Consider the following 21260-nt stretch of genomic DNA (forward strand, 5'->3'; position numbering starts at 1 on the left):
ACAGATTTTGCGGTCGCTCCGGAGGAGATTCCGGGCAGCTTCTGCAAGTAGCTGCAGAGCTTCACCGATGACCGACCGTGGCGGGTAGGTTGCCCTGCGTCCGTACGCCCGACGGAGGGAAGCACCCACATGAACTGGCAGCGCCTGACCCGGCCGGCCGCGACCGGCACCGCCCTGCTCCTCCTGGCAGCAGGCCTCGCCACTCAATCGACAGCCTCTGCCCAGGCCGGAGCCGAGCAGCCGACACGCACCATCGAGTGGACGCCGTGCGCCGAGGCCCCGGCTCTTTCCTGCGGCACCATCACCCTCCCGGTCGACTGGGCCCAACCGCAGGGGCCGACCTTCGAGCTGGCCCTGGCCAAGCGACCCGCCGACGACCCGGCGTCGTCGAAGGGCCCGCTGTTCATCAACCCGGGCGGCCCCGGCGGCTCCGGTGTCAGCTACGCCTTCACCGCGGGCAACCTGTTCAGTCCGGCGATCCTGCGCAGCTTCGACATCATCGGCATCGACCCCCGCGGCGTCGCGCGCAGCCATCCGGTGGTCTGCTCGGCGTCCGCCCTCGACCAGCCCGGCTTCACCGTCCTGCCGCGCACTCCCGAGGAGTTCACCGCGCTGACCAAATACAACCGGCAGCTCGCCGAAGACTGCCGCAAGCAGACCGGCCCGCTGTACGACCACGTCGACTCGGTCTCCGTCGCCCGCGATCTCGACGCGGTCCGCGCCGCACTGGGCGCCGACAAGCTGAACTGGTACGGCGCGTCGTACGGCAGTCTGATGGGCCAGATGTACGCCGAGCTGTTCCCGCACCGGATCCGCAGCATGGTCAACGACGGCAACATGGACCACAGCCTCGGCAAGTGGGCGTTCCTGCTCAGCGAGGGCGCCTTCGCCGAGGACTCGTTCCAGCAGTTCGCCGACTGGTGCGCCCAGAGCGCCAACTGCGCGCTCAACGGCCAGAACGTCTCCACCGTGTACGCCGAACTGCTGGCGAAGGCGGACGCCGGCGAGTTGGTCGACCCGGCGGACGGTTCGACGGTGGACACCTGGTCGCTGCTGGACGTGACGCAGTTCTACTTCAACCGTCCCCGCTGGGTGCAGCTCGGCCAATTGCTCGCGTCGCTGCACAGCGGAACCACGACCGCCACCACCCTGCGCGCCGCGGAGTCGGAGCTCACCAAGGCCCGCGGCACCACCCCCAACCGCACCGCCGACGAACTGGTCGAAGACGTGCGGCCGCACTTCTGCCAGGACTGGTCGGTCCCGATCAGCGGCTTCCAGGAGCTCGACACGATGTACAAGACGAGCCTGAAAGTCGCCCCGCGGATGCGCGCGTCCGTCCTGGCCCTGTCCTCGATCACCTCCTGCATCGGCGTCCCCGGCACCGTGAACAACCCGCAGCACCGCCTACAGGTCAAGGGCGCCCCGACCATCCTGATGCTCAACGGCCTGCACGACCCGGCCACCGGCTACGCCTGGGCGCTCAACGCGAAACACCAACTCGGCAAGGGCGCCGTCCTCGTCACCTACGAAGGCGCCGGCCACGTCGTCTACTCCCGCACCCCCTGCACCCGAGCCGCCGCCGACAACTACCTGCTCGACCTCACCCTCCCCACCGACGGCACCCACTGCCCAGCCAACAACCCAGCCCTGACCACCCGAACCCCAGCACCCCTGGAACCCACCGCGCGCTGGTGACTTCCGGTATTACACATTGCACAGTAGCCTCTACCGCAGAACACCTCCGGGAGGCTTTGTGACGATCACCGACACCGCCAGCGGCTACCTCCGGCGCGTCCGCGCCGAACTCGCCGACCTACCGGCGTACGAGCTGGAAGAGGTGATGGACGACATCGCCGCACACCTGACCGAGCTCAGCCAGGAGTTCCGCACCCCTGAACTCCTGGAGGCTCGGCTCGGCACACCGCAGCAGTACGCCGCCCAGCTCCGCGCCGCGGCCGGTTATCCGCCCCAGGCGAGCAACTCCGGGCCGGCCGATCGCGGCACCGCGGCGCTCGGCTGGCTCGCGGTGTCCACGGTCCTCACCCCGGCGCTGCTGATCGTGTGGTTCGCCCGGGACCTCGACTCGTCGCCCGCCGTCTTCGGCTGGCTGGCAGCCGGCCTGCTGCCCGCGATCCTCGGGTTACTTGCCCTGCGCAACCAGGATCCGTCGGTCGTCACCAGCACCCCGGTCTGGATCCGGTACGAGCAGCGGCTGCACCGACTCCACTCGGCGCTGCCGGCCGGCCTGCGCCGGGAACTGGTCGTGATCGGCCAGCCGGTGTGGTGAGTGCTACGCGGCGCGCTGGCCGGAGTGGCTCTGTGCGGAGTGCTCGCACGAACCACCGAAGCCGGTCCGCTGCTGGCGGCCGCGCTCGCCGGCGTACTGGTGTCGATCAAGCTGGGCCGGCTCTCCCAGTCCGACCCGCGCTGGCTGTGGCTGCTCGTGCCACTCAACGCCGTCGCAGTGCTGGCAGTCGCGATCCTCCTGATCGGTGGGACCAGCGCCTGGGACTGGGACGGCTACAGCTTCGACGGCGTTCACCGCGTCCCGGACTACCTCACCAACCGATGAGCGAGTAGGAGCGGGGCTGCCGGCACTCGGGCTCGGGTGCCGGCTGGTCGACCGGCGCGTTGTCAGGCCGGGTGGCCCCGCCAGAGCAGTTGGCGGCCTCCTGCTTCGGGGCCGGGGCGGGGCGCCGCCGGGTGAGGACTGCGGCGAGTCGGGTTCTGCTGCGGGTTGGGGTCATCAGCTACCACCGTTCTGCTGGGCATCGGCTCAGGTGCGGTGTCAGGGGCGGGCTGACGGGGTGCGGCAGCGGCCGGGACAGACCGCCGCCGCTCAACGACGGGATTCAGGGACGACCGAAGAAGTCCGGGTCCTCCCAGTAGTAGACGCTGTCGATGGTGACCGGGCGGCCGGTGCGCGGCGCGTGCACCATGCGGCCACCGCCCAGGTACATCGCGACGTGGAAGATCGTGCCGGGGTCGTTGGCGTTCTCGGCCCAGAAGATCAGGTCGCCGGGACGCAGCTCGTCCTCGGAGATGTGCCGGACCTGCTCGTACTGCGCGACGCTGTAGTGCGGCAGGTCGACGCCCGCCTTCTTCCAGGCCTTCATCGTCAGGCCCGAGCAGTCCCAGGCGTCCGGACCGGCGGCGGCCCAGACGTACGGCTCGCCGAGCTGGGACAGCGCGAAGGCGATCGCGGCTGCCGCGCCCCGGCGGCTGGGGGTGTTGCCGCCGCCGTTGCCCGGCCGCTCGATCCTCGGCTTCGGCTTCTTCTTCGGCGGCTTCGGGGGCTTCGGCGGGTTGGTGCCCCGCCGGGCCGCCTCCTCACGCTCTTCGCGCTCCTTGCGAGCCTGCGCGGCCGCCGCCGCGGCCTCGGCCTCGGCCCGTGCGGCGGCCGCCTGAGCGCGCTCGGCGGCCTCCTTCGCGGCAATCCGCTTGCGCAGTTCCTCGGCCTTCTTCGCGGCGAGTGCGGCGGCTCGCTGGCGCGCAAGCTCCTCGAGTCCCCGCTGCCGCTGGTCGGCCACCTGGTACGACGTGTTGCGCAAGCTCGCCAGCAGACCGATCTGCTGTTTGCGCTCGGCACCGATCGCCGCGACGGCCGAGGCCTGGTTCGCCTCGGCGGCCTCGGCGGCCTTCTTCGCCGCGGCCGCGTCGTCGGTCGCGGCCTGGACCTTGCTGACGGCCTGGTCGGCCTGCACCTTGAACGCGTTGCTGACCACCTGGGTCGCGGTGAACCGCAGGTACGACCCCTGCATCGCCTGCGACACCGACCGGGCCGCGCCGGCCGAGTCGAGCAGCGCCTGCGGCCCGTCGGCGCTGAGCAGCGGCGCGAGCTGCGCGACGTCCCCGCCACCCTGGTACGACGCCGCGGCGAACCGGCCGATCTGGCGCCGCTGCTCGGCGAGCGTCTGGGCGGCCTTCTTCGCCCGGGCCGCGGCCGCTGCGGCTTCGGTCTTGGCCTGCTGAAGCCGGTACAGCGCGCCGTTGTACTTCTCGGCGGCGATGCCGGCCTGCCGGCCGAGCTGCTCGAGCCGCGCGTTGGCCCCGGCGAGTCGCTGCTCGATGGCGGCCACCTGCGCGGCCTTGTCGGCGGCGGCCTTCTTCGCCGCGTCCACCTGCGACTGCGACGGGATGACCGGTGGCTGGGGATCGGCCTGGGCCGGCACGGTGGTCAGGGCGACTGAACCGGCCAGACAGACCGCGAGCACCCCGGAGAGCAGAACTCTGCCGGTCTTCCCAGTGCCCACGACCCGGCTGCCGGACGTCGCCCCTGAGGGCGTCCGCATCGGGTACTTCCTTCCGCCGGTCGCGAACTCCTTCCCCAGAGTTCGCGATCTTTTGGTCCTTCTGGACCTCATACGTGACACTAGTTGCCTTCAGCCCCATTGGGAACAGTTTTCACACGAATAACTTTGTTGCACGTGCGTGTCGGCTTGACAAACTACAAGCTTGTAATTCACGTGCACTCAAGTAGTCGCCCGAGGCAACCGATTGCCAGGGCAACGAAAAACCGGCGCCCTCCGCGAGCGGAGGACGCCGGGTCGAACTGGGCGAAAGTCAGCGCAAGGTGTAGCTCGCCACCACGGGCAGGTGGTCGGAAGCCAGCGTCACGGGCACCGACGCGGACGTCGGACGCAGCGCGGCGCTGTGCAGCAGGTAGTCGATCCGGGCGGTCGGGTTGCTCGCCTCGATCGTGTTGCCCGGGCCGGAGCCGACCTGGGGCCAGGTGTCGCGCCAGACCGCGGTCAGGGTCTTGATCTCCGGCGTGGTGGCCGCCGCGTTGAGGTCACCGACCAGCAGCGTCGGCTGCTTCGAGCCATCGAGCACCTCGACCACCTTCTGCGCCTGCTCCAACCGCTCGGCGTTGTTGTTGTGGGTCAGGTGCGTGTTCGCGAACCGCAGCTCCTGCCCGCGGACCTTCAGCGTCGCGACCGCCAGCCCGCGCTGCTCGCCGGCCGGAGCCTTCGGCAGCAGCGTGTTGTGGAAGTCCTTGATCGGGAAACGCGACAGCACCGCCGTCCCGTACTGGCGCCGCGGCTCGCCCGCGTTCACCGGCGGCAGGTCGAGGTTCGGGGCGTAGCGGTAGTGCATCTTCAGCCGGCGCGCCAGCCACGCGGCCTGGTCGACCCAGTTGCTGCGTTCGCTCCAGTGGTTGTCGACCTCCTGCAGCCCGACCACGGACGCCCCGGACTTCTCGATCACGGTGGCGATCCGCTCGAGGTCCAGTACGCCGTCCACGCCGGCGCCGTGGTGAATGTTGTAAGTGATCACGGTCAGCGCCCGCTCGTCGTTCCGCGGGCCGGCCGCAGCCGCGGTGGGCAGCACCAGCAGCAGTCCCGCGACAGCGGCGATCAGGCTCTTGGGAAGAATGCGCATGACCTCAATCCTGGTCGAACCGGTGCGACCCCGGCACGTCGTCCGGGTGTCGCCGAGTTGAACAAACCGTCTCACCGGGTCAGGCGGCCGACGGCCCCCTTCGCACCCGAGGCCCAGCATCCCGCCTGCGGGCCGTGACCGGCGCACTCGACACTGTCGAAGTTCGCGTCGGAGAACTGGGTCCAGCTGTGTCCGCCGTTCAGGCTCACGTCACTGCCCGAGGGCCCGACCGCGACCACCGTCGCGAGCGTGCCGGGCACGAACGCCGATCCGCTGCGGTAGCCCTTCGGCGCCTGCTCGGCGGGGACGAGCCGCCAGGTCCGGCCACCGTCGTACGTCACCGAGGCCGCCTTGACCGCCTGGTCCGGCTTCTCGAAGTCGCCGCCGACCGCGACGCCGTACAGCGGGCCACGGAAGGCGAGGCTGAAGATCCCGGCCGCCGGGCCGCTGGCCATCGGCGAGTCGCTCACCTTCCAGGTGCGGCCGCCGTCGACGGTCCGGAAGACCCGCGGCCGGTCAGCGCCACCGGTAGCGAACCAGGCCGTCCGGCCGGGTCCGGCGACCAGACAGGTCCCGCTGGCCGCGAAGGCGAACTCGCCGGGCAGCGCCGCCGGCATGCCCTTGGTCGACTGGATCTGCCAGGACTTGCCGCCGTTCGAGGTCTCCGCGATCCGGAACTTGCCGTCGACCGGGTCGCTCAGCGCGAGCCCGTGCCGGGAGTTGTTGAAGTCCAGGCAGTCGTAGAACGCGTTCGGATCGGTGTTCCGGAACGTCTCGGTCCAGCTCCGGCCGCCGTTCTCGGTCCGGTAGACCCGCGAGTCCTCCCCCGGCCCGATCGCCAGTACCACCGCGCGCCGGGCGTCGAACGCCTCGACGTCGCGGAACAGCAGCGTCTCCGCACCGGGCGGGCTCACGTTCTGCCACGCCTTGCCGCCGTTGGTTGTGCGCAGCACCTGCCCGGCGCTGCCGGCGACCCACGCGACGTCCTTGTTCACCGCCGCCAGCCCACGGAACTGCGACGTACTGCCCGTCGGCGTCAGTTCCCACTGGTACGACGGCCGGTGGCCGCCCGAGGCACCGGCCGCGTGGGCCGGAAGCAGTTGACTGGTGGCGAGCAGAACTCCGGCCGCGAGCGCGGCGATGCGCAGGGTCTTCATGACCGGCAAAGCTAATACACCACCCGGCCGAGCACGAGCCCTTGCCGCCGCTCCGGCCCCACTGTCACTCTGAGCACCCGTGCCCCAAGGAGGCCTGCGTTGAACGACTCCGTGCTCACCTCGGTGCTGCTGCCGGTCGCCCTGGCGGTGATCATGTTCGGCCTCGGCCTGACGCTGACGGTCCAGGACTTCACCCGGGTCCTGCGGATGCCGCGCGCCGTACTGGTTGCCCTGGGCACCCAAGTTGTGCTGCTGCCGGTGATCTGCTTCGGCCTGGTCAAGGTGTTCGGCCTGGCGCCCGCGCTCGCCGTCGGCATGATGCTGCTGGTCGCCTCCCCCGGCGGTACGACGGCCAACCTGTTCAGCCACCTGGCCGGCGGCGACGTCGCGCTCAACGTCACGCTGACCGCGGTGAACTCGGTGCTGGCCGTGATCACGCTGCCGATCGTGGTCAACCTGTCGCTGAACCACTTCCTCGGCGACGGGCAGATCGGCCTGCAACCGGCCAAGATGCTGCAGGTCTTCGCGATCGTGCTGGTCCCGGTCGCGCTCGGCATGCTCGTGCGCGCCCGCCGTGCGGCGTTCGCCGACCGGATGACCCGGCCGGTCAAGCTCGGCTCGATCGTCGTGCTCGCGCTGGTCATCTTCGCCGCGGTCTACACCGAACGCGACAACGTGCTCGACTACCTGGTCGAGGTCGGCCTGATCGCGCTGCTGCTCAACGTGCTCAGCCTCACCATCGGGTACGCCGTACCGCGGCTGACCGGACTCGCCGAACGCCAGTCGATCGCCTGCTCGATGGAGATCGGCATCCACAACGCCACGCTCGCGCTGACCATCGCACTCAGCCCGTCCCTGCTCGACAACAGCGAGATGTCGATCCCAGTCGCTGTCTACGGCATCGTGATGTTCTTCCCGACGGCCCTGTTCGCCTACTACCTGAGCCGCCGCGGCGTCCGGCCGGGCAACGAGACGATGCCCGGCCGGACCGCTGTCTAGGCGGGCGTGAGCTTGAACGACTGGGACGCGGTGCCGTTGCAGGTCAGCTGGACCAGTTGGACCGAGTCGGCGGTGGAGCCGCCGGGGACCGTGAGGCACTTGGAGCTGTGCCGGCTGACGAAGCGCCAGTATCCGTTGCCCTCAGCAACGGCTTGCCACTGCTGGTTGTTGCCGCCGCTGTAGGTCCACAGTTGCAGGCCGGCGTTGTCGGCCACGGAGACGTTGGTGACGTCGACGACCTTGCCGGCGTCGTTGCGGTTGTTGATCCGGGTGAAGCCGCCGGACGTCGGCTGGAACTGGAAGTGCTGGGCGGTCGAAGCGTTGCAGGTGTACTGCTGGACGACCGTGCCGTTCGCCGTACCGGCGGCGCGGGCGTCGACGCACTTGCCGGTGGCCTTGCTGGTCGCCGAGTACCAGGTGGTGGGCTCGGGCTGACCGGTCGGCGGGTCGACCGGCGGGGTGCCGCCACCGTCGAGCCACTTCAGCGCGTCCATCATGAACTGGTTCTGCGCGGCGCTGTCGAAGGTCGACGACAGCCGGGTGTTGGTGTCGTAGTTCATCGCGTTGTGGCCGAAGTTGGCGTAGATCATCTTGTAGTTCTTGTGCGCCCAGATGATCGGGTGGTAGCCGTTGTACCAGGTCTGGTTCGGATCGGTGCCGACCGGATAACTGCCCGGATCGATCGCGGCCAGGATCTGGAGGTTCGGATTGCTGCGCAGGTCGTTCTGCCAGCCGTACCACTCACTGACCGACGACCGGAACGTCGCGCCGGTGTTCGCCAGCGCCGGGTGAGTGCGGTTCTCGGTCCGCAGCGTCACCGCGGTCGGACCCCAGGTGTTGGTGGTGAACCGGCCGGTCCCGAGCAGCGTTTGGTAGTACCACGGCCAACTGGGCGTGTTGGCGTCGTTGTACGCCGTCACGTGGAAGCCGAAGTAGGCCCCACCGTTGTCCATGTACCGCTGGAACCCGGCCCGCTGAGTGGCGTTCGTCGGCGCGTTGTCGAGAAACATCACCACCTGGTACTGCGAAGCGCTGAGGTTGTTCAGCCGGCTCCAGTCGTTGGTGGGGGTGTAGGTGAAGCCGTTCTGCGCGGCCAGTTGCGGGAACCGCTCGTTCGCCTCCTTGACGAAATCGATGTGGGCGGCGTCCCAGGTCCCGCTGTAGAACGCGAGCACGTTGAAGCTCGCCTGGAGCTTCTGGTCCTGCTGGACCCTGGCCTCGGCGACGGGCACCGAGGCGAGCAGCACCAGACCGAGGATCAGGGCCAGCAATCTGGGCATGACGGCAGGTCGGACGAAAGGCATGGGGGCGGTCCTTTCCGTGAACCGCGCGGACGGGGGCGATCCGCGCGGTGATCGGGCGGTCACAGCCCGATTTCAAGACTTAAACTAACTTTCAGTTTTAAGCCTGTCCAGAGTCCGCGAGCCCTTTCCAGAAGTTTCCTTCGTTACTCCCCACCACGGTCAGCAGCCGCAGCCGCTCGGCGCTCTCGCTGCCCGGCGTCGCGGTGAAAACCAGCAACGTCTGCTGCTGGTCGCTGTCCGACATCACCTGGCAGTGCAACTCCAGCTCACCGACGACCGGGTGCCGGAACCACTTCGTCTGGGTGTGCGCGTGACCGACCTCGTGCGCCGCCCACAGCGCCGCGAACTCGGGACTGCGCTCCGACAGCACGCGGACGATCGTGGCGGCCTGCGACTTCGGCCCGTCGGCGGCGAACACCTCACGCAGCATCGAGACCAGGATCCGGCCGTGGTTCGCCCACTCGCGCTCCTGGTAGTTGCCCTTGTCCCCCATGAACCACCGGTGGACGGCGAAGCGGTCCAGCCCGTCGTAGTTGGTCTGCTCGCCCTCGAACGCGACGTGCGCCCGGGTCTGCGCGAGCGTCTCGCCGAGCCGGTTCAGCACCACCGCCGGGGTGTCGTCCAGCCGGTCGAGGATGCGCAGCAGGCCGGGGTTCACGTGATCCAGCCGCGTCACCCGGGGCGGCGTCCCGTGCCCGGCGAGCACGAACAGGTAGTCCCGCTCGGCCAGCGTGAGCCGGAGCGCCCGCGCGATCGCCGACAGCATCTCCGCCGAAGGTTGTGGCCCTCGGCCCCCTTCCAGCCGGCTGTAGTAGTCGGTCGACATCGACGCCAGCGCGGCGACCTCCTCGCGCCGCAGTCCCGGCGTACGACGGCGCCGGCCGCGGGGCATGCCGACGTCCTCGGGTTGCAGGGCTTCCCGGCGTTTGCGCAGGAAATCGGACAGTTCGCCGTACTCCATGGGTCCAGGTTCGCAGGGTCCGGGCGGCTCAACCACTGCTTGCCGAGCAGTGGTTGAGCTCAGCCTGGTTACCGAGTGGCGGCGGGCCAAAGCTGGAGCCATGAAAACGACTGGCAACACGATCTTCATGACCGGCGGCACCTCGGGCATTGGCCTCGGGCTGGCCCGCAAGTTCCGCGACCTCGGCAACACCGTGATCATCAGCGGCCGGCGCAAGGGGCTGCTGGACCAGCTCGCTGCGGAGGAGGGCTTCGGCACGATCGAGCTGGACGTCGCCGACCCGGCCTCGCTCCAGGCGGCGTACGAGACCGTCACCGCCACGTACCCCGAGACCAACGTGCTGATCGCGATGGCCGGGATCATGCGCGCGGAGGACCTGCGCGATCCCGGACATCTGGCCGCAGCCGAAGAGACGATCGAGATCAACCTGCTCGGCACGATTCGCGCGCTCACCACGTTCACGCCGTTCCTGCTCGGCCGGCCCGACGCGGCGATCGTCACGGTGTCGTCCGGGCTGGCGTTCACGCCGCTGGCGATGACCCCGACCTACAGCGCGACGAAGGCGGCCGTGCACAGCTACACCGTGAGCCTGCGCCACCAGTTGGCCGGCACCGGCGTCCAGGTGATCGAGCTGGTCCCGCCGGCGGTGCAGACCACGCTGCTCGAGGGCCGCGAGCCGAGCCCGCAGTGGATGCCGCTGGACGAGTTCCTGACCGAGTCGGTGCAGCTGTTCGCCGACCAGCCCGACGCCGACGAGATCCTGGTCGAGCGGGTGAAGTTCCTGCGCGACTCCGAGCTGGAGAACCGCTTCGAGCAGACCTTCACCACGCTCAACAACAGCGACCACTAGGACTGAAGCTGCTCCCCGAGGGCTTGCTCCAGGCGCTCGACCTTCGCGGTCAGCTGCCCCGTGTACCCCGGCCGGATGTCAGCCTTGAGCACCAGGCTGACCCGGGGTGAGACCGCGGCGACGGCGTCGACGGCCTGCTTGACCACCGCCATCACCTCGTCCCACTCCCCCTCGAGATTGGTGAACATCGCGTTGGTCTCGTTCGGCAGGCCGGAGGCGCGTACGACGCGGATCGCCTCGGCGACCGCCTCGCTCACGCCACCGGTCTCGTCCCCGCCGGCCGGGCTGATACTGAAGGCAACGATCATGCCTCCAGCTAACCAGCCCGGCGGTGATCAGCCGGTCTCAGACGTCGTCCTGCCGCAGCCGGCCGGCCGCTTCCTCGTCGGCCCGGCGCTCGGCACCGCTGGTGGTCAGCAGCGGCTTCTCCTTGATGAACAGCACCGCGACCAGCGCCAGCACCGCGAACGGCACCGACATCATGAACAGGTCCGCGGTCGCCGCGCCGTACGCGTTCTCGACGACGATCCGGGCCGGCTCCGGCAGCTCGGCGATGTTCGGCACGGTGCTGCCGCCGGACGACGAACCGCCGGGGTTCAGCGTCTCGGTGACCTGGTTGGCCAGGATCGCGCCGAGCACGCTGACGCCGATGGTGCCGCCCATGCTGCGGAAGAAGCTGACCGCCGAGGTGGCCGCGCCGAGCTCGCGCGCCGGGACGTCGTTCTGCGCGGCGAGCACCAGGTTCTGCATGACCAGGCCGATGCCGACGCCGAGAATCACCATGAAGCCCCACAGCGTGGCCTTGCCGGTGTGCGCGTCGATCGTGCCGAACAGGCCCAGCCCGACCGGCAGCAGCACGCTGCCCACCACCAGGTAGATCTTCCACTTGCCGTACTTCGTGATCAGCCCACCGGCGATCGTGGAGGCGACCATCATGCCGAGGATCAGCGGCAGGCTCATCAGCCCGGCCTTGGTCGGCGAGTAGCCCTGCGCGATCTGGAAGTACTGCGCCAGGAACACCGAGCCGCCGAACATCGCCACGCCGACCAGGGCGCTGGCGACGATGGACAGCGTCACCGTGCGGTTGCGGAACAGGTCCATCGGGATGATCGGCTCGGGGTGCTTGCGCTCGACCATCACCGCGGCCGCCAGCGCGGCCAGGGCGGCGCCGACCAGCAGGAAGCTCCAGCCCGAGGCCCACTCGAACCTGTTGCCGGCGAACGACGACCAGACCAGGAGCGTGCTCACCCCGGCGGTGATCAGGAACGCGCCCCACCAGTCGATCTTCACGTCACGGCGTACGGTCGGCAGCTTCAGCGTGCGCTGCAGCAGCACGATCGCGGCGAGTACGAACGGCACGCCGACCAGGAAGCAGGCCCGCCAGCCCAGCGGCGAGTCGACCAGGAAACCGCCGAGCAGCGGTCCGCCGACCGTCGCCGAGGCGAAGATCGCGCCGAAGATGCCGGAGTACCGGCCGAGCTCGCGCGGCGGGATGATCGCGGCCATCACGATCTGCACCAGCGCGGTCAGGCCACCAGCGCCCAGGCCCTGCAGCACCCGGCTGCCGAGCAGCACCTCGATGTTCGGTGCGAAGCCCGCGACCAGCGAACCGACCACGAAGAAGCCCAGCGACAGCTGGACCAGCAGCTTGTTGTTGTAGAGGTCGGCGAGCTTGCCCCACAGCGGCACGGTGGCCGTCATCGCGAGCAGCTCGAGCGTGACCACCCAGGTGTACGACGACTGGCTGGCGCCGAGGTCGTGGATGATGCGCGGCAGCGCGGTCGAGACCACGGTGCCGGCCAGGATCGCGACGAACATGCCCATCATCAGGCCGGAGATGGCCTGGATGGTCTGCCGCGGGGTGAGCGTGGCGACCTGTGCGGCGGCCTGCTCCGGCGGAGTGGATACCGGGACCTCGCCCCCCGCGTCGGACGGCGTGGGCGAAGAGGTCGTTGTCATGACTGACCTTCCTGGTCGATTCGGGACAGGGCGTGCGGGTCGTAGTCGGGATCGAGGCCGTGAGCAAGCATCAGGAACCCCTCGTCGACCAGTGAGCTGAGCGTGCGGCCGGCGAGCTCCGGCCCGGCCTGCTTGAGCTTCTCGGCCGAGACCCGGATCGCCGCGATGACGGTGGACACGATCAGGGCCGGCGCGATCGCACCGGGCGGAGCGCCCATCCGCTCGGCCAGTTCGGCGGACAGCGCCCGCTCGTCCTCGGCGCCGAGCAGGACGAACTGCGAGAGCAACGCCGGCGACTCGAAGATCAGCCCGACCTGCCGGGCCCGGTCGCCCTGCTCGTCCTCGAACTCGGCCAGCGTCCGGGTGATCAGCAGGCGCATCGTGGTCAGCGGCGAGTACTCGGCCGGTGTCTCCCGCAGCCGGGTCAGCGCCCGTTCCAGATCCTCTGGATCGCGCCCGAGGATCGCGTGCTCCTTGTGCGGGAAGTAGTTGAAGAAGGTCCGCACGGACACGTCCGCGGCTTCACTGATCTCCTCGACCGTGACGTTGTCCGGCCCCTTCTCCACCGCCAGCCGCAACGCCGCGGCGGCCAGCGCCTGGCGCGTCTCCCGCTTCTTGCGCTCACGCCGGCCACCGGCCGCGACGTCGTCGGTCTGCATCACGCCGTCTACGGTAGGCGCGAATTTGCAGTGGGTGCAAATTGTTTTCCGTGCAACTTTGCAGGCCTGCACCGGAGCGGCCAGCTAGAAGCCCGCCTCGGTGACAACCCCTTCCCGAATCGCTCGCCGCCGCCAGGTCCAGAGGTTCTCCGGCAGTTCCGGTACGTCGCCCGCAGGGCCGCGGGCCAGGACGAGATGGACCAGGCGCCCGGCCAGCCGGAGCTGGGTCTGCAGCCCGAGCCGGTAGCCACGCCGTTCGAGGACCGCGGGGAGGTCGAGCTCGACGTCACCGACGAGGCAGATCTTCGCCGCGGGATCGAGCCCGGCGGGCAGGCGGCGCCAGAACTTGTCGAGCGACCTGCCCAGGCTTCCCTGCGACTGCACCGCCACGTTCCAGGGCGGGTTGGTCAGCACCGCGTCGAGCGGCGGGCGACCCTCGACCGGTGCCCCCGCGTCCGCCTGCGAGATCCCCAGGGAGACGCCGGCCGCGGCGGCGTTCGCGCGCGTGTTCGCGACCCGGTCGGGATCGAGGTCGGCGGCCAGCACGCGCGCCGTCGGCCAGGTCAGCGCAGCCTCGATCGCGATCGTCCCGTCGCCGCAGAACGGGTCGAGGATCGTGGCCCCAGGCAACGGTCCGGCCAGGGCGGCCAGCGCGGCCGCGACCGGGGGCTGCAACGTCCCGGGCCCGGTCTGGAGCTTGTAGTCGCGGCGGTGCAGCGGTCGGGACGCCAGCCGCAGGGCGGCGATCGTCTCCGAGCCACGCAGGAACAACCGCACGGTCAGATCTGGCGTCGCGCTGAGACCACCCTGGGGATCCCGCGGCAGGAACTCACCGCCGAGCCGGCGGGCGACGGCTCGGCCGGCGACGCCCTCGACGTCGTACCGGTTGTAGGTGCGTTTGCCCTCGATGCTCACGACGCAGTCGAAGGTGAAGCGGCCGCGCAGGTCGCGCAGTGCTCGCAGGCTCGCCAGCGCGGCGTCCCACTCGAGCTCGGCCAGCTGGGTGGCCAGGGCTGGTAGCGCGGCTTTGGTGGTCCCCGTCCCGGCCACGGTTCCGACCACCAGGAAGGCGTCCTCGGCACACCGCAGGCCGAGCACCCGGCGATCGGCGTCCGGCAGCTCGAACGAGATCTCCCGCCGGGCCAGCCGGATCCCACTCGCCGTGTCCAGCGACTCGGCGATCTCGGCCGCGCAGACCCACTCCAGTCCGTGCACGGACCTGGCGACCAGCTTCACGGTGATGCCGTCGGCAACGAAGCGGTCAGCGGTAGTTCACGAACTGGACGGCGAAGTCGAAGTCCTGCTTGTTGATCAGCGCCTGGACCTGCTGCAGGTCGTCGCGGCTCTTGCTCGACACCCGGAGCTCGTCGCCCTGGACCTGCGCCTTGACGCCCTTCGGGCCCTCGTCGCGGATCAGCTTGGAGATCTTCTTGGCGTTCTCCTGAGTGATCCCGTTGATCATCTCGACGGTGATCTTGTAGAGCTTGCCGGACGCGTGCGGCTCGCCGGCCTCGATGTTCTTCAGCGACACCTGCCGCTTCACCAGCCGGCCCTTGAACGCGTCCAGGACGGCGAGCGCGCGCTGGTCGCTGTTCGCCTGGATCTCGACCGCGTCACCGGCCCACTTGATGCCCGCGTCCACACCCTTGAAGTCGAAGCGCTGGTTGATCTCCTTGGCCGTCTGCTGGAGGGCGTTGTCCACCTCCTGACGGTCGAGCTTGTTCACGATGTCGAAGGAGGATTCGGAGGCCATCGTCGGCTCCCTTCTCTGCAGCTCGGTGGTTCACGGGTGTTCCGGCGCCACTCTATGACGACCGCCGGGCCGGACGCGGCGTTGCGGTCCGCGGCGGCGTGATCCGCGCCTCACCGCCTGGAGATGCATAGCACTCCTATGTAATCTCGGAAGAGTGATCGCGACAGACCTGTCCACGCTCGGTGTCGACGCGGTGGTGGCGGCGGCCCGGTTCACCCGGCTGGCCAGCCGGGACGTGAGCGCCTTGCCGCACGCGGCGATGCGGTTGCTCGGACGGCTGGACGAGCTCGGGCCGACCCGGATCAGCGAGCTGGCCAAGGCGGACCGGTGTTCGCAGCCGACGATGTCGACGCTGGTGCAGCGGCAGGAAGACAGCGGCCTGGTCCGGCGGGATGCCGATCCGGCCGACTCCCGGGCCAGTCTGATCAGCCTCACCGACGCCGGCCGCGCGGAGCTCGACCGGGCCCGGCGCGAGGCGGGCGACGCTGTCGCACGGCGCCTGGTCCAGCTGCCGGCCGAGGACGTCCGGACGCTCGAGGCCGCGGTCACCGTCCTGCACAAGATCCTCACCCTCGAACCGACGGAGGACACCCCCCGGTGAGCAGCACCAGCAGCTCGTTCCTCAAGCAACCCAAGTCCGTCTGGGCGGTCGCCTTCGCCTGTGTGATCGCCTTCATGGGCATCGGCCTGGTCGACCCGATCCTCAAGCCGATCGCCGAGCAGCTGCACGCCAGCCCGTCGCAGGTGTCGCTGCTGTTCACCAGCTACATGGCCGTGATCGGTGTCGCGATGCTGATCACCGGCGCGGTCTCCAGCCGGATCGGCGCGAAGCGCACTCTGCTGATCGGTCTCGCGATCATCGTGGTGTTCAGCGCGCTGGCCGGCCTGTCCAACTCGATCGGCGCCGTCGTCGCCTTCCGGGCCGGTTGGGGCCTGGGCAACGCGCTGTTCATCGCGACCGCGCTGGCCACCATCGTGAACTCCGCGGCCGGCTCGGTCGCCCAGGCGATCATCCTGTACGAGGCGGCGCTGGGTGTCGGCATCGCGGCCGGCCCACTGGTCGGCGGTGAGCTCGGCACGATCTCCTGGCGCGGTCCGTTCTTCGGCGTCGCGGTACTGATGACGATCGCGCTCGCCGCGACCGCGTTCCTGCTGCCCGCCTCGCCGCCGGCGCAACGCCGTACGTCGATCCTCGAACCGCTGAAGGCGTTGCGGCACCGGTCGCTGGCCACCGTCGCCGTGACCGCCCTGCTCTACAACTTCGGCTTCTTCACGCTGCTCGCCTTCACCCCGTTCCCGCTGGCCATGTCGGCCCGGCAGATCGGCCTGATCTTCTTCGGCTGGGGCATCGGCCTCGCGCTCACCTCGGTGTTCGCGGCGCCGTGGCTGCAGCGCCACTTCGGCACACTGCCGGTCGTGATGACGTCGCTGCTGCTGTTCGCCGCCGACCTGGCGGTGATGGGGCTGTACGCCCACCACCGCGGCGTACTGGCGGTGGGCGTGGTCGTCGCCGGCCTGTTCCTCGGCGTGAACAACACCCTGATCACCGAGGCCGTGATGGCCGCGGCTCCGGTCGAGCGGGGTACGGCGTCCGCGGCGTACAGCTTCGTCCGCTTCTCCGGCGGTGCGGTCGCGCCCTGGCTGGCCGGCAAGCTCGGCGAGGAGATCAGCATCCAGCTGCCCTTCTACGTCGGCGCCTTCGCGGTGCTGCTCGCGGTCGGCGCCCTGGCCACCGGCTGGAAGCCGCTCGCCCACCTGCGGATGCCGTCGGCACACTCCAAGGCCGAGGCCGACGCGGTCACAATGGCCGACGCCTGATCCTCAGCGGCCTGGGACGGATCTCGGCAGGCCGAACGAGGGCAGCACGGTGTTCTCGAAGCGGGTCATCGCCGAGATCCGGTCACCGGCGAGGGTGAGTACGTACAGGCCGGCGCCGTGACTGATCCCGTCCCGGCCGCGCAGATAGGCCCCGAACGCCGGCTGACCGTTGGCCCGCGCCGGCACGAGCTCGAACCTCCGGCCCGCGCCGAAGATGCTCGCGCAGAACCGGCGAACGAGGTCGCGACCCTCGTACTCGAACGGCATCGGCGGCATCGACACGAACACGTCGTCGGTCAGCAGCGCGACCAGCGCGTCGACGTCGGCCGACTCCCACGCGTGGACGAATCGCGCCACGATCGCGTCCTCGGCCGACGAGCCAGCGGCGGGTGGCTTCTCACCCGTCGCGAGCCGCAGGTTGGCCCGGGCCCGCTTGAGTGCACCCTTGACCGACTCGACGCTCGTGTCCAGCAACTCGGCGACCTCGGCGGCGCGGAAGCCCAGCACGTCTCGCAGGACGAGGACCGCGACCTGGCGCGGCGGCAGCACCTGCAGTGCGGTCACGAACGCCAGCGAGATCGACTCCGACAGCTCATAGCGCGCCTCCGGCCCGAGCGGTACGCCGGACGAACCGTCGAGCAGCGCGTCGGGAAAGGGCTCGAGCCAGACGACCTCGCCGAGCCTCGTCGGCGACGGCGGTTCGACGCCGGGCACGTTCCACGCCTGCGCCGGACGCCGACCGGCCGAACGCCGCGCGTTGAGGCACTGGTTGGTGGCGATCCGGTAGAGCCAGGTCCGCAGCGAGGCGCGTCCCTCGAAGCCGTCCAGTCCCTGCCAGGCGGACAGCAGCGTGGCTTGCAGGGCGTCCTCGGCATCCTGGAACGACCCGAGCATCCGGTAGCAGTGCACCTGCAGTTCCCGCAGGTAGGGCTCGGTCAGCTCGCGGAAGGCGTCGCCGTCCCCGGCGCGTGCCCTGACCAGCAAGTCGGCTGCCACTGTCCCTCCTATCTCTCATCGTATTGCTCGTACTGACACCGGCCGCCCCTTCGAGGAGGCGGCCGGGCGACCCCTTTGCGCGGTCGTCGGTGTCCACCTCACCAGGACACCGACGAAGGAGAACTCGGATGGGACAGGTTGTGATCAGTACCAACGCCACGCTCGACGGCGTGGTGGAGGATCCGGACGGCAAAGAGGGTTTCGCACTGGGCGGATGGTTCGCCGAGAACGGCGGCGCGGATCTCGACGCATGGTTCGAGGTCGCGACAGCCGAGGCGCTGCACGCCGAGGCGCTGCTGTTGGGGCGGCGCAGTGACGAGTGGTTCGGCCGCCGGTGGACCACCAGGAGCACCGAGCTGGCGAACCGGCTCAACAGCTTGCCCAAGTACGTCGTCTCGTCGCGCTCGGAACAGCCCGTCTGGACCAACGCGACGGTCGTCAGCGGCAACGTCGTCGACGAGGTCTCGAAGCTCAAGCAGACCGTGGCCGGCGAGATCCTCGTTTACGCCAGTGCTCAGCTCGCCCGCGGACTCCTGAAGCACGGTCTCGTCGACGAGCTGCGACTCGTCGTCTTCCCCGTCGTGCTCGGCGCCGGCCGGCGCCTCTTCGACCAGACCAGCGCCAGAACGCCGCTCCGGCTCGTGAAGAGCGAGACCATCGGCGAAAACCTTGCCTTTCTCACCTATCGGCCCGAGGTCACTCGCGACCACTGAGCACGGTGACCGGGCGGAACCTGGTCGTGGTCCAGGCGGTGATGGCCGACGCGCCGCCGACCACGGCCAGCGAACCCGCGAGCAGGAGCCCGAGCAGCCGCCACGGAACGGCGACCACGACGACGCCGTACGTCTGCGCGGTGCCGGCAGCGATGCCCGCGAGGGCGGCTCCGGCGACGACCGTGCCGAGCAGTACGCCGACCACGACGACGGTGAGGGATTCCACCGTGGCGATGCCGATGACCTGTCGGCGGGTGAGTCCGGCCATCCGGGCCAGGGCGAACTCGCGGCGCCGGTCCGCGGCGGCCATCACGACGGCGTTGACCACGGCAACAGCCGCGTAGACGCCGGCCAGGCCCATCAGCACGGCGAAGATCCCGGTGTCGTCGCGCTGCTCGTGCGCCGCCTTGGCCTCCGCCCACTCCTGGACGGTCCGCACCTCCCGCCCGGCGCTTGGCTCGCCGGTACCAGCCGCGGGCTGCGCGCGCAGCCGCTCGGCGAGTTCCTTCGCCGAGGTCCCCGGCGCGACCCGCACGATCGTCTCGGTGCTGCCCGCCACCCCCGCCGTCAGGCTGCGCGGCACGAAGAAGTTCTCGGTCACGTCGAGCGTCTCCGGCATGATCGCCACCACCGTCAGCACCTGCTGCCGGGTCCCGATCGTCGCGGTCACCGACTGACCGAGCTTGTACCCCTCGACCGCCATCCCCGGCCCGATCGCGATCGTTGCCCCAGACAACTTGTCCAGCGACCCCTTGCGCGGCCGCAGCGCGTGCGTGCGCTGGTAGCCGGCCGGATCGATCCCGACCGCCTCCGAGTACGTCGTCCGCTTCTTCTTGCCGCTGGTCGTCATGATCGTCACCGGCACCGTCGTCTGCTCCGATCTCGCCGCGACACCAGGCCCGTCGGCGACGCGTCCGCCAACCACCAGCTCCGCCGTGATCAGCTGCCGCTGTTCCTCCCCCACCGCCTTCGCCAGCGACCCGAACACACCCCACAACCCGGCGAGCAGCCCGACCAGCACGATCAACGGCGCCGCGGTCGCGGCACTTCGCCGTACGGCGTGCAGGACCCCGGCCCGGGCGAGGTCCGTGACGACATGACCGCGCAGCAGCAGCGACGGCAACCGCCCGGCCACCGGTACGACGATCGGACTCAACTGGCTCAACGCGACCGATCCGCTGATCATCACCACCAGTGCGATCATCAGCGCGGCCACGAAGTCGCCCGCGGCCTGCGCGGCGATCACCATCAGCACCGTGAACCCGGCCGCCGACAGCCCCCAGAACCACCGCCACCCGGTCATCACCGGGAACGATCTCGGCAGGTCGCCGATCGCTTCCAGGGCGCTGACCCGCGACGCTCGCCAGGCAGCCGCCGACGCGCCGACCACTGCCGTGCCCACTCCGACGAAGGCGGCCACCCACACCGTGCCCTGCACCCAGGGCGCCTCGAACCACGGCGGCAACATGCCCACCTCGATCAGCAACGTCGACTGCGCCCAGGTGCCGAGCAGCCCGACCGGCACCCCGACCGCGGTTCCCAGCAGTCCCAGCAATGTGGCTTCGAGCAACAACATCAGCCGCAGCCGTCCGCGCTGCGCCCCGATCAGGCGCAGCAGGCCGAGCTCGCGCCGCCGTTGCGCCACGGCGAAACCGAACGTCGTACTGACCACAAAAACCGTGAGGAAGACGGCGAGCATCACCGACAGGCCCAGCAGCGTGGCGGCACCGGCGTACCCGTCGCGGATCCGCGACCGTTCGAGCCCGGACAGTCCGGGCGGCAACGACGGCTGGTCCGTCGCGGCCATCACCTGCAGCGCGGACTGCACCAGCCCGACCCCGAACGCGACGGCCACCAACGCCCCCGCGAACAGGTGCCATCGATCCCGGACTGCCCCCAGCGACATCCTCAACATGCACCCAGCCAAGCGGCTCGACGCCTGCGCGGCACGGGCCGCAGCACCCGATCGCGGGTAGTGCGCGCGCTACCTCAGGTGCGCGAGCAGAGCGGCGACGTCGGCCTGCGCGAACGGCCGCGCCCGGACGAGCGACTGCAGCAAGAGCCCATCGAGCGCGGCGACGAGCAGACTCGCCTTCTGCGGGTTGGTGGTGAACGTGCGGGCGATCTCGGTCAGCGGCTGCAGCCAGGCCGCGGCCGCGTCCCGCAACTCCGGCCGACGGGCCGCCTGCAGATACAGCTCGTACTCCGCGAGCGTGCGCCCGCGGCGGTAGACCAGCAGGTGCTCGACCAGTCTGGCGAGTTCGTCCGCGGGTCGCGCGCCGAGCTCGGTCACCCGCTCGTGCAGCTCGGCGGTGAGGTCCTCGGCGGCACCGGTGAGCGCCGCGACCAGCAGGTCGTCGAGCGTCGCGAAGTGGTACGTCGTGGAGGCCACCGACACCCCGGCCTCGGCCGCGACGGCCCGGTGACTCACGCCCGCGACCCCGGACCGCTCGATCACCGCCACGGTCGCCCGCAGCAGCTCGTCGCGCCGCAAGGCGCCCCGCACCCGCCGACCGTCGCTCCGGCGCTGCGTACCCGGCGCCCGCTCAGCGTCAGTCCCACCCGGCCCTCGGCGCCCGCGGCGTCGGTTGTTCCCCTCCACACCCTTGCTGACCTGCACAAACGGCAAACTACCAGGACAGACGTACTGATTGTTTTTGCCCCCGGATTTCGGCAGATCGAGCCGGTTTCAGCGCCTAGGCTCGGATT

Annotated in this window: 21 protein-coding genes; 8 read left to right on the top strand and 13 right to left on the bottom strand. The window is 70.0% G+C overall.

Annotated features, from left to right (window positions below; all coding sequences use genetic code 11):
- Nucleotides 1-129 precede the first annotated feature (129 nt).
- The 3 genes from ACQPXM_RS37850 to ACQPXM_RS37860 are packed head-to-tail and all read left to right on the top strand — an operon-like array spanning nt 130 to nt 2572.
- On the top strand, nt 130-1695 hold the full coding sequence (locus tag ACQPXM_RS37850; protein WP_432942796.1) for an alpha/beta hydrolase: 1566 nt from the start codon (nt 130-132) through the stop codon (nt 1693-1695).
- 58 nt (nt 1696-1753) lie between these two features.
- Nucleotides 1754-2287, top strand: coding sequence for a DUF1700 domain-containing protein (locus tag ACQPXM_RS37855; protein WP_432942797.1), 534 nt, complete (start codon nt 1754-1756; stop codon nt 2285-2287).
- Nucleotides 2288-2326: 39 nt separating this feature from the next.
- Complete coding sequence (locus tag ACQPXM_RS37860) at nt 2327-2572, top strand: hypothetical protein (RefSeq protein ID WP_432942798.1); 246 nt, start codon at nt 2327-2329, stop codon at nt 2570-2572.
- Between the two features lie 280 nt (nt 2573-2852).
- On the opposite strand, the gene ACQPXM_RS37865 is transcribed toward ACQPXM_RS37860, so the two are convergent.
- The 3 genes from ACQPXM_RS37865 to ACQPXM_RS37875 form a co-directional block, all read right to left on the bottom strand.
- Complete coding sequence (locus ACQPXM_RS37865) at nt 2853-4292, bottom strand: NlpC/P60 family protein (protein ID WP_432942799.1); 1440 nt, start codon at nt 4290-4292, stop codon at nt 2853-2855.
- A gap of 271 nt (nt 4293-4563) precedes the next feature.
- Nucleotides 4564-5382 (bottom strand): endonuclease/exonuclease/phosphatase family protein, encoded by an 819-nt coding sequence (locus tag ACQPXM_RS37870; protein ID WP_432942800.1) that lies wholly within the window; start codon nt 5380-5382, stop codon nt 4564-4566.
- A 71-nt stretch (nt 5383-5453) separates the two neighbouring features.
- Entirely contained in the window at nt 5454-6539 is a 1086-nt protein-coding gene (locus ACQPXM_RS37875) for a WD40/YVTN/BNR-like repeat-containing protein (protein WP_432942801.1), read from the bottom strand.
- Nucleotides 6540-6638: 99 nt separating this feature from the next.
- Here ACQPXM_RS37875 and ACQPXM_RS37880 point away from each other — a divergent pair, with 99 nt between their 5' ends.
- Complete coding sequence (locus ACQPXM_RS37880; RefSeq protein WP_432942802.1) at nt 6639-7538, top strand: bile acid:sodium symporter family protein; 900 nt, start codon at nt 6639-6641, stop codon at nt 7536-7538.
- Here the strand turns inward: ACQPXM_RS37880 and ACQPXM_RS37885 are convergent.
- Together ACQPXM_RS37885 and ACQPXM_RS37890 are read right to left on the bottom strand one after the other, a co-directional pair.
- Nucleotides 7535-8842, bottom strand: coding sequence for a ThuA domain-containing protein (locus ACQPXM_RS37885; RefSeq protein WP_432942803.1), 1308 nt, complete (start codon nt 8840-8842; stop codon nt 7535-7537). The two genes, ACQPXM_RS37880 and ACQPXM_RS37885, sit on opposite strands and share 4 nt — an antisense overlap.
- Before the next feature lie 97 nt (nt 8843-8939).
- Nucleotides 8940-9803, bottom strand: a complete 864-nt coding sequence (locus ACQPXM_RS37890) for a helix-turn-helix transcriptional regulator (protein ID WP_432942804.1) — start codon at nt 9801-9803, stop codon at nt 8940-8942.
- A 100-nt stretch (nt 9804-9903) separates the two neighbouring features.
- On the opposite strand from ACQPXM_RS37890, the gene ACQPXM_RS37895 reads away from it, so the two are divergent.
- A complete protein-coding gene (locus ACQPXM_RS37895; RefSeq protein ID WP_432942805.1) occupies nt 9904-10653 on the top strand; it encodes an SDR family oxidoreductase in 750 nt (249 codons plus the stop codon).
- On the opposite strand, the gene ACQPXM_RS37900 is transcribed toward ACQPXM_RS37895, so the two are convergent.
- The 5 genes from ACQPXM_RS37900 to ACQPXM_RS37920 form a co-directional block, all read right to left on the bottom strand.
- Nucleotides 10650-10961, bottom strand: coding sequence for a thiamine-binding protein (locus ACQPXM_RS37900; RefSeq protein ID WP_432942806.1), 312 nt, complete (start codon nt 10959-10961; stop codon nt 10650-10652). The two genes, ACQPXM_RS37895 and ACQPXM_RS37900, sit on opposite strands and share 4 nt — an antisense overlap.
- A gap of 37 nt (nt 10962-10998) precedes the next feature.
- Complete coding sequence (locus ACQPXM_RS37905; RefSeq protein WP_432942807.1) at nt 10999-12612, bottom strand: MDR family MFS transporter; 1614 nt, start codon at nt 12610-12612, stop codon at nt 10999-11001.
- A complete protein-coding gene (locus ACQPXM_RS37910) occupies nt 12609-13271 on the bottom strand; it encodes a TetR family transcriptional regulator (protein WP_432951164.1) in 663 nt (220 codons plus the stop codon). Before ACQPXM_RS37910 ends, ACQPXM_RS37905 begins: the two co-directional genes overlap by 4 nt.
- Nucleotides 13272-13355: 84 nt before the next feature.
- Nucleotides 13356-14507, bottom strand: a complete 1152-nt coding sequence (locus ACQPXM_RS37915; RefSeq protein WP_432942808.1) for a methyltransferase — start codon at nt 14505-14507, stop codon at nt 13356-13358.
- 25 nt (nt 14508-14532) lie between these two features.
- Nucleotides 14533-15024 carry a YajQ family cyclic di-GMP-binding protein gene (locus tag ACQPXM_RS37920; protein WP_432942809.1) on the bottom strand — a complete coding sequence of 164 codons (492 nt, stop codon included), beginning with the start codon at nt 15022-15024 and terminating at the stop codon, nt 14533-14535.
- A 154-nt stretch (nt 15025-15178) separates the two neighbouring features.
- Here ACQPXM_RS37920 and ACQPXM_RS37925 point away from each other — a divergent pair, with 154 nt between their 5' ends.
- Both ACQPXM_RS37925 and ACQPXM_RS37930 read left to right on the top strand, forming a co-directional pair.
- Nucleotides 15179-15625, top strand: coding sequence for a MarR family winged helix-turn-helix transcriptional regulator (locus tag ACQPXM_RS37925; RefSeq protein WP_432942810.1), 447 nt, complete (start codon nt 15179-15181; stop codon nt 15623-15625).
- Nucleotides 15622-16842, top strand: a complete 1221-nt coding sequence (locus ACQPXM_RS37930) for an MFS transporter (RefSeq protein WP_432942811.1) — start codon at nt 15622-15624, stop codon at nt 16840-16842. Before ACQPXM_RS37925 ends, ACQPXM_RS37930 begins: the two co-directional genes overlap by 4 nt.
- 3 nt (nt 16843-16845) lie before the next feature.
- Here the strand turns inward: ACQPXM_RS37930 and ACQPXM_RS37935 are convergent, their stop codons facing one another.
- Entirely contained in the window at nt 16846-17838 is a 993-nt protein-coding gene (locus ACQPXM_RS37935; RefSeq protein ID WP_432942812.1) for a sigma-70 family RNA polymerase sigma factor, read from the bottom strand.
- A 128-nt stretch (nt 17839-17966) separates the two neighbouring features.
- Between ACQPXM_RS37935 and ACQPXM_RS37940 the strand changes: the two genes are divergently transcribed.
- Nucleotides 17967-18551, top strand: a complete 585-nt coding sequence (locus ACQPXM_RS37940) for a dihydrofolate reductase family protein (RefSeq protein WP_432942813.1) — start codon at nt 17967-17969, stop codon at nt 18549-18551.
- Here ACQPXM_RS37940 and ACQPXM_RS37945 read toward each other — a convergent pair.
- Complete coding sequence (locus ACQPXM_RS37945; RefSeq protein WP_432942814.1) at nt 18535-20466, bottom strand: FtsX-like permease family protein; 1932 nt, start codon at nt 20464-20466, stop codon at nt 18535-18537. The genes ACQPXM_RS37940 and ACQPXM_RS37945 overlap by 17 nt on opposite strands.
- Nucleotides 20467-20535: 69 nt before the next feature.
- Nucleotides 20536-21057, bottom strand: a complete 522-nt coding sequence (locus ACQPXM_RS37950) for a TetR/AcrR family transcriptional regulator (protein ID WP_432942815.1) — start codon at nt 21055-21057, stop codon at nt 20536-20538.
- Nucleotides 21058-21260: the final 203 nt, after the last annotated feature.

The sequence above is a fragment of the Kribbella sp. CA-253562 genome, from assembly GCF_050942265.1.
Lineage (GTDB): Bacteria > Actinomycetota > Actinomycetes > Propionibacteriales > Kribbellaceae > Kribbella.

What these genes read in the sequence shown, in the direction of transcription:
- ACQPXM_RS37875 (WP_432942801.1), bottom strand. Translation starts at nt 6,539, where the DNA reads ATGAAGACCCTGCGCATCGCCGCGCTCGCGGCCGGAGTTCTGCTCGCC.
- ACQPXM_RS37920 (WP_432942809.1), bottom strand. Translation starts at nt 15,024, where the DNA reads ATGGCCTCCGAATCCTCCTTCGACATCGTGAACAAGCTCGACCGTCAG.
- ACQPXM_RS37910 (WP_432951164.1), bottom strand. Translation starts at nt 13,271, where the DNA reads ATGCAGACCGACGACGTCGCGGCCGGTGGCCGGCGTGAGCGCAAGAAG.
- ACQPXM_RS37865 (WP_432942799.1), bottom strand. Translation starts at nt 4,292, where the DNA reads ATGCGGACGCCCTCAGGGGCGACGTCCGGCAGCCGGGTCGTGGGCACT.
- ACQPXM_RS37885 (WP_432942803.1), bottom strand. Translation starts at nt 8,842, where the DNA reads ATGCCTTTCGTCCGACCTGCCGTCATGCCCAGATTGCTGGCCCTGATC.
- ACQPXM_RS37905 (WP_432942807.1), bottom strand. Translation starts at nt 12,612, where the DNA reads ATGACAACGACCTCTTCGCCCACGCCGTCCGACGCGGGGGGCGAGGTC.
- ACQPXM_RS37895 (WP_432942805.1), top strand. Translation starts at nt 9,904, where the DNA reads ATGAAAACGACTGGCAACACGATCTTCATGACCGGCGGCACCTCGGGC.
- ACQPXM_RS37945 (WP_432942814.1), bottom strand. Translation starts at nt 20,466, where the DNA reads ATGTTGAGGATGTCGCTGGGGGCAGTCCGGGATCGATGGCACCTGTTC.
- ACQPXM_RS37850 (WP_432942796.1), top strand. Translation starts at nt 130, where the DNA reads ATGAACTGGCAGCGCCTGACCCGGCCGGCCGCGACCGGCACCGCCCTG.
- ACQPXM_RS37940 (WP_432942813.1), top strand. Translation starts at nt 17,967, where the DNA reads ATGGGACAGGTTGTGATCAGTACCAACGCCACGCTCGACGGCGTGGTG.
- ACQPXM_RS37890 (WP_432942804.1), bottom strand. Translation starts at nt 9,803, where the DNA reads ATGGAGTACGGCGAACTGTCCGATTTCCTGCGCAAACGCCGGGAAGCC.
- ACQPXM_RS37900 (WP_432942806.1), bottom strand. Translation starts at nt 10,961, where the DNA reads ATGATCGTTGCCTTCAGTATCAGCCCGGCCGGCGGGGACGAGACCGGT.
- ACQPXM_RS37870 (WP_432942800.1), bottom strand. Translation starts at nt 5,382, where the DNA reads ATGCGCATTCTTCCCAAGAGCCTGATCGCCGCTGTCGCGGGACTGCTG.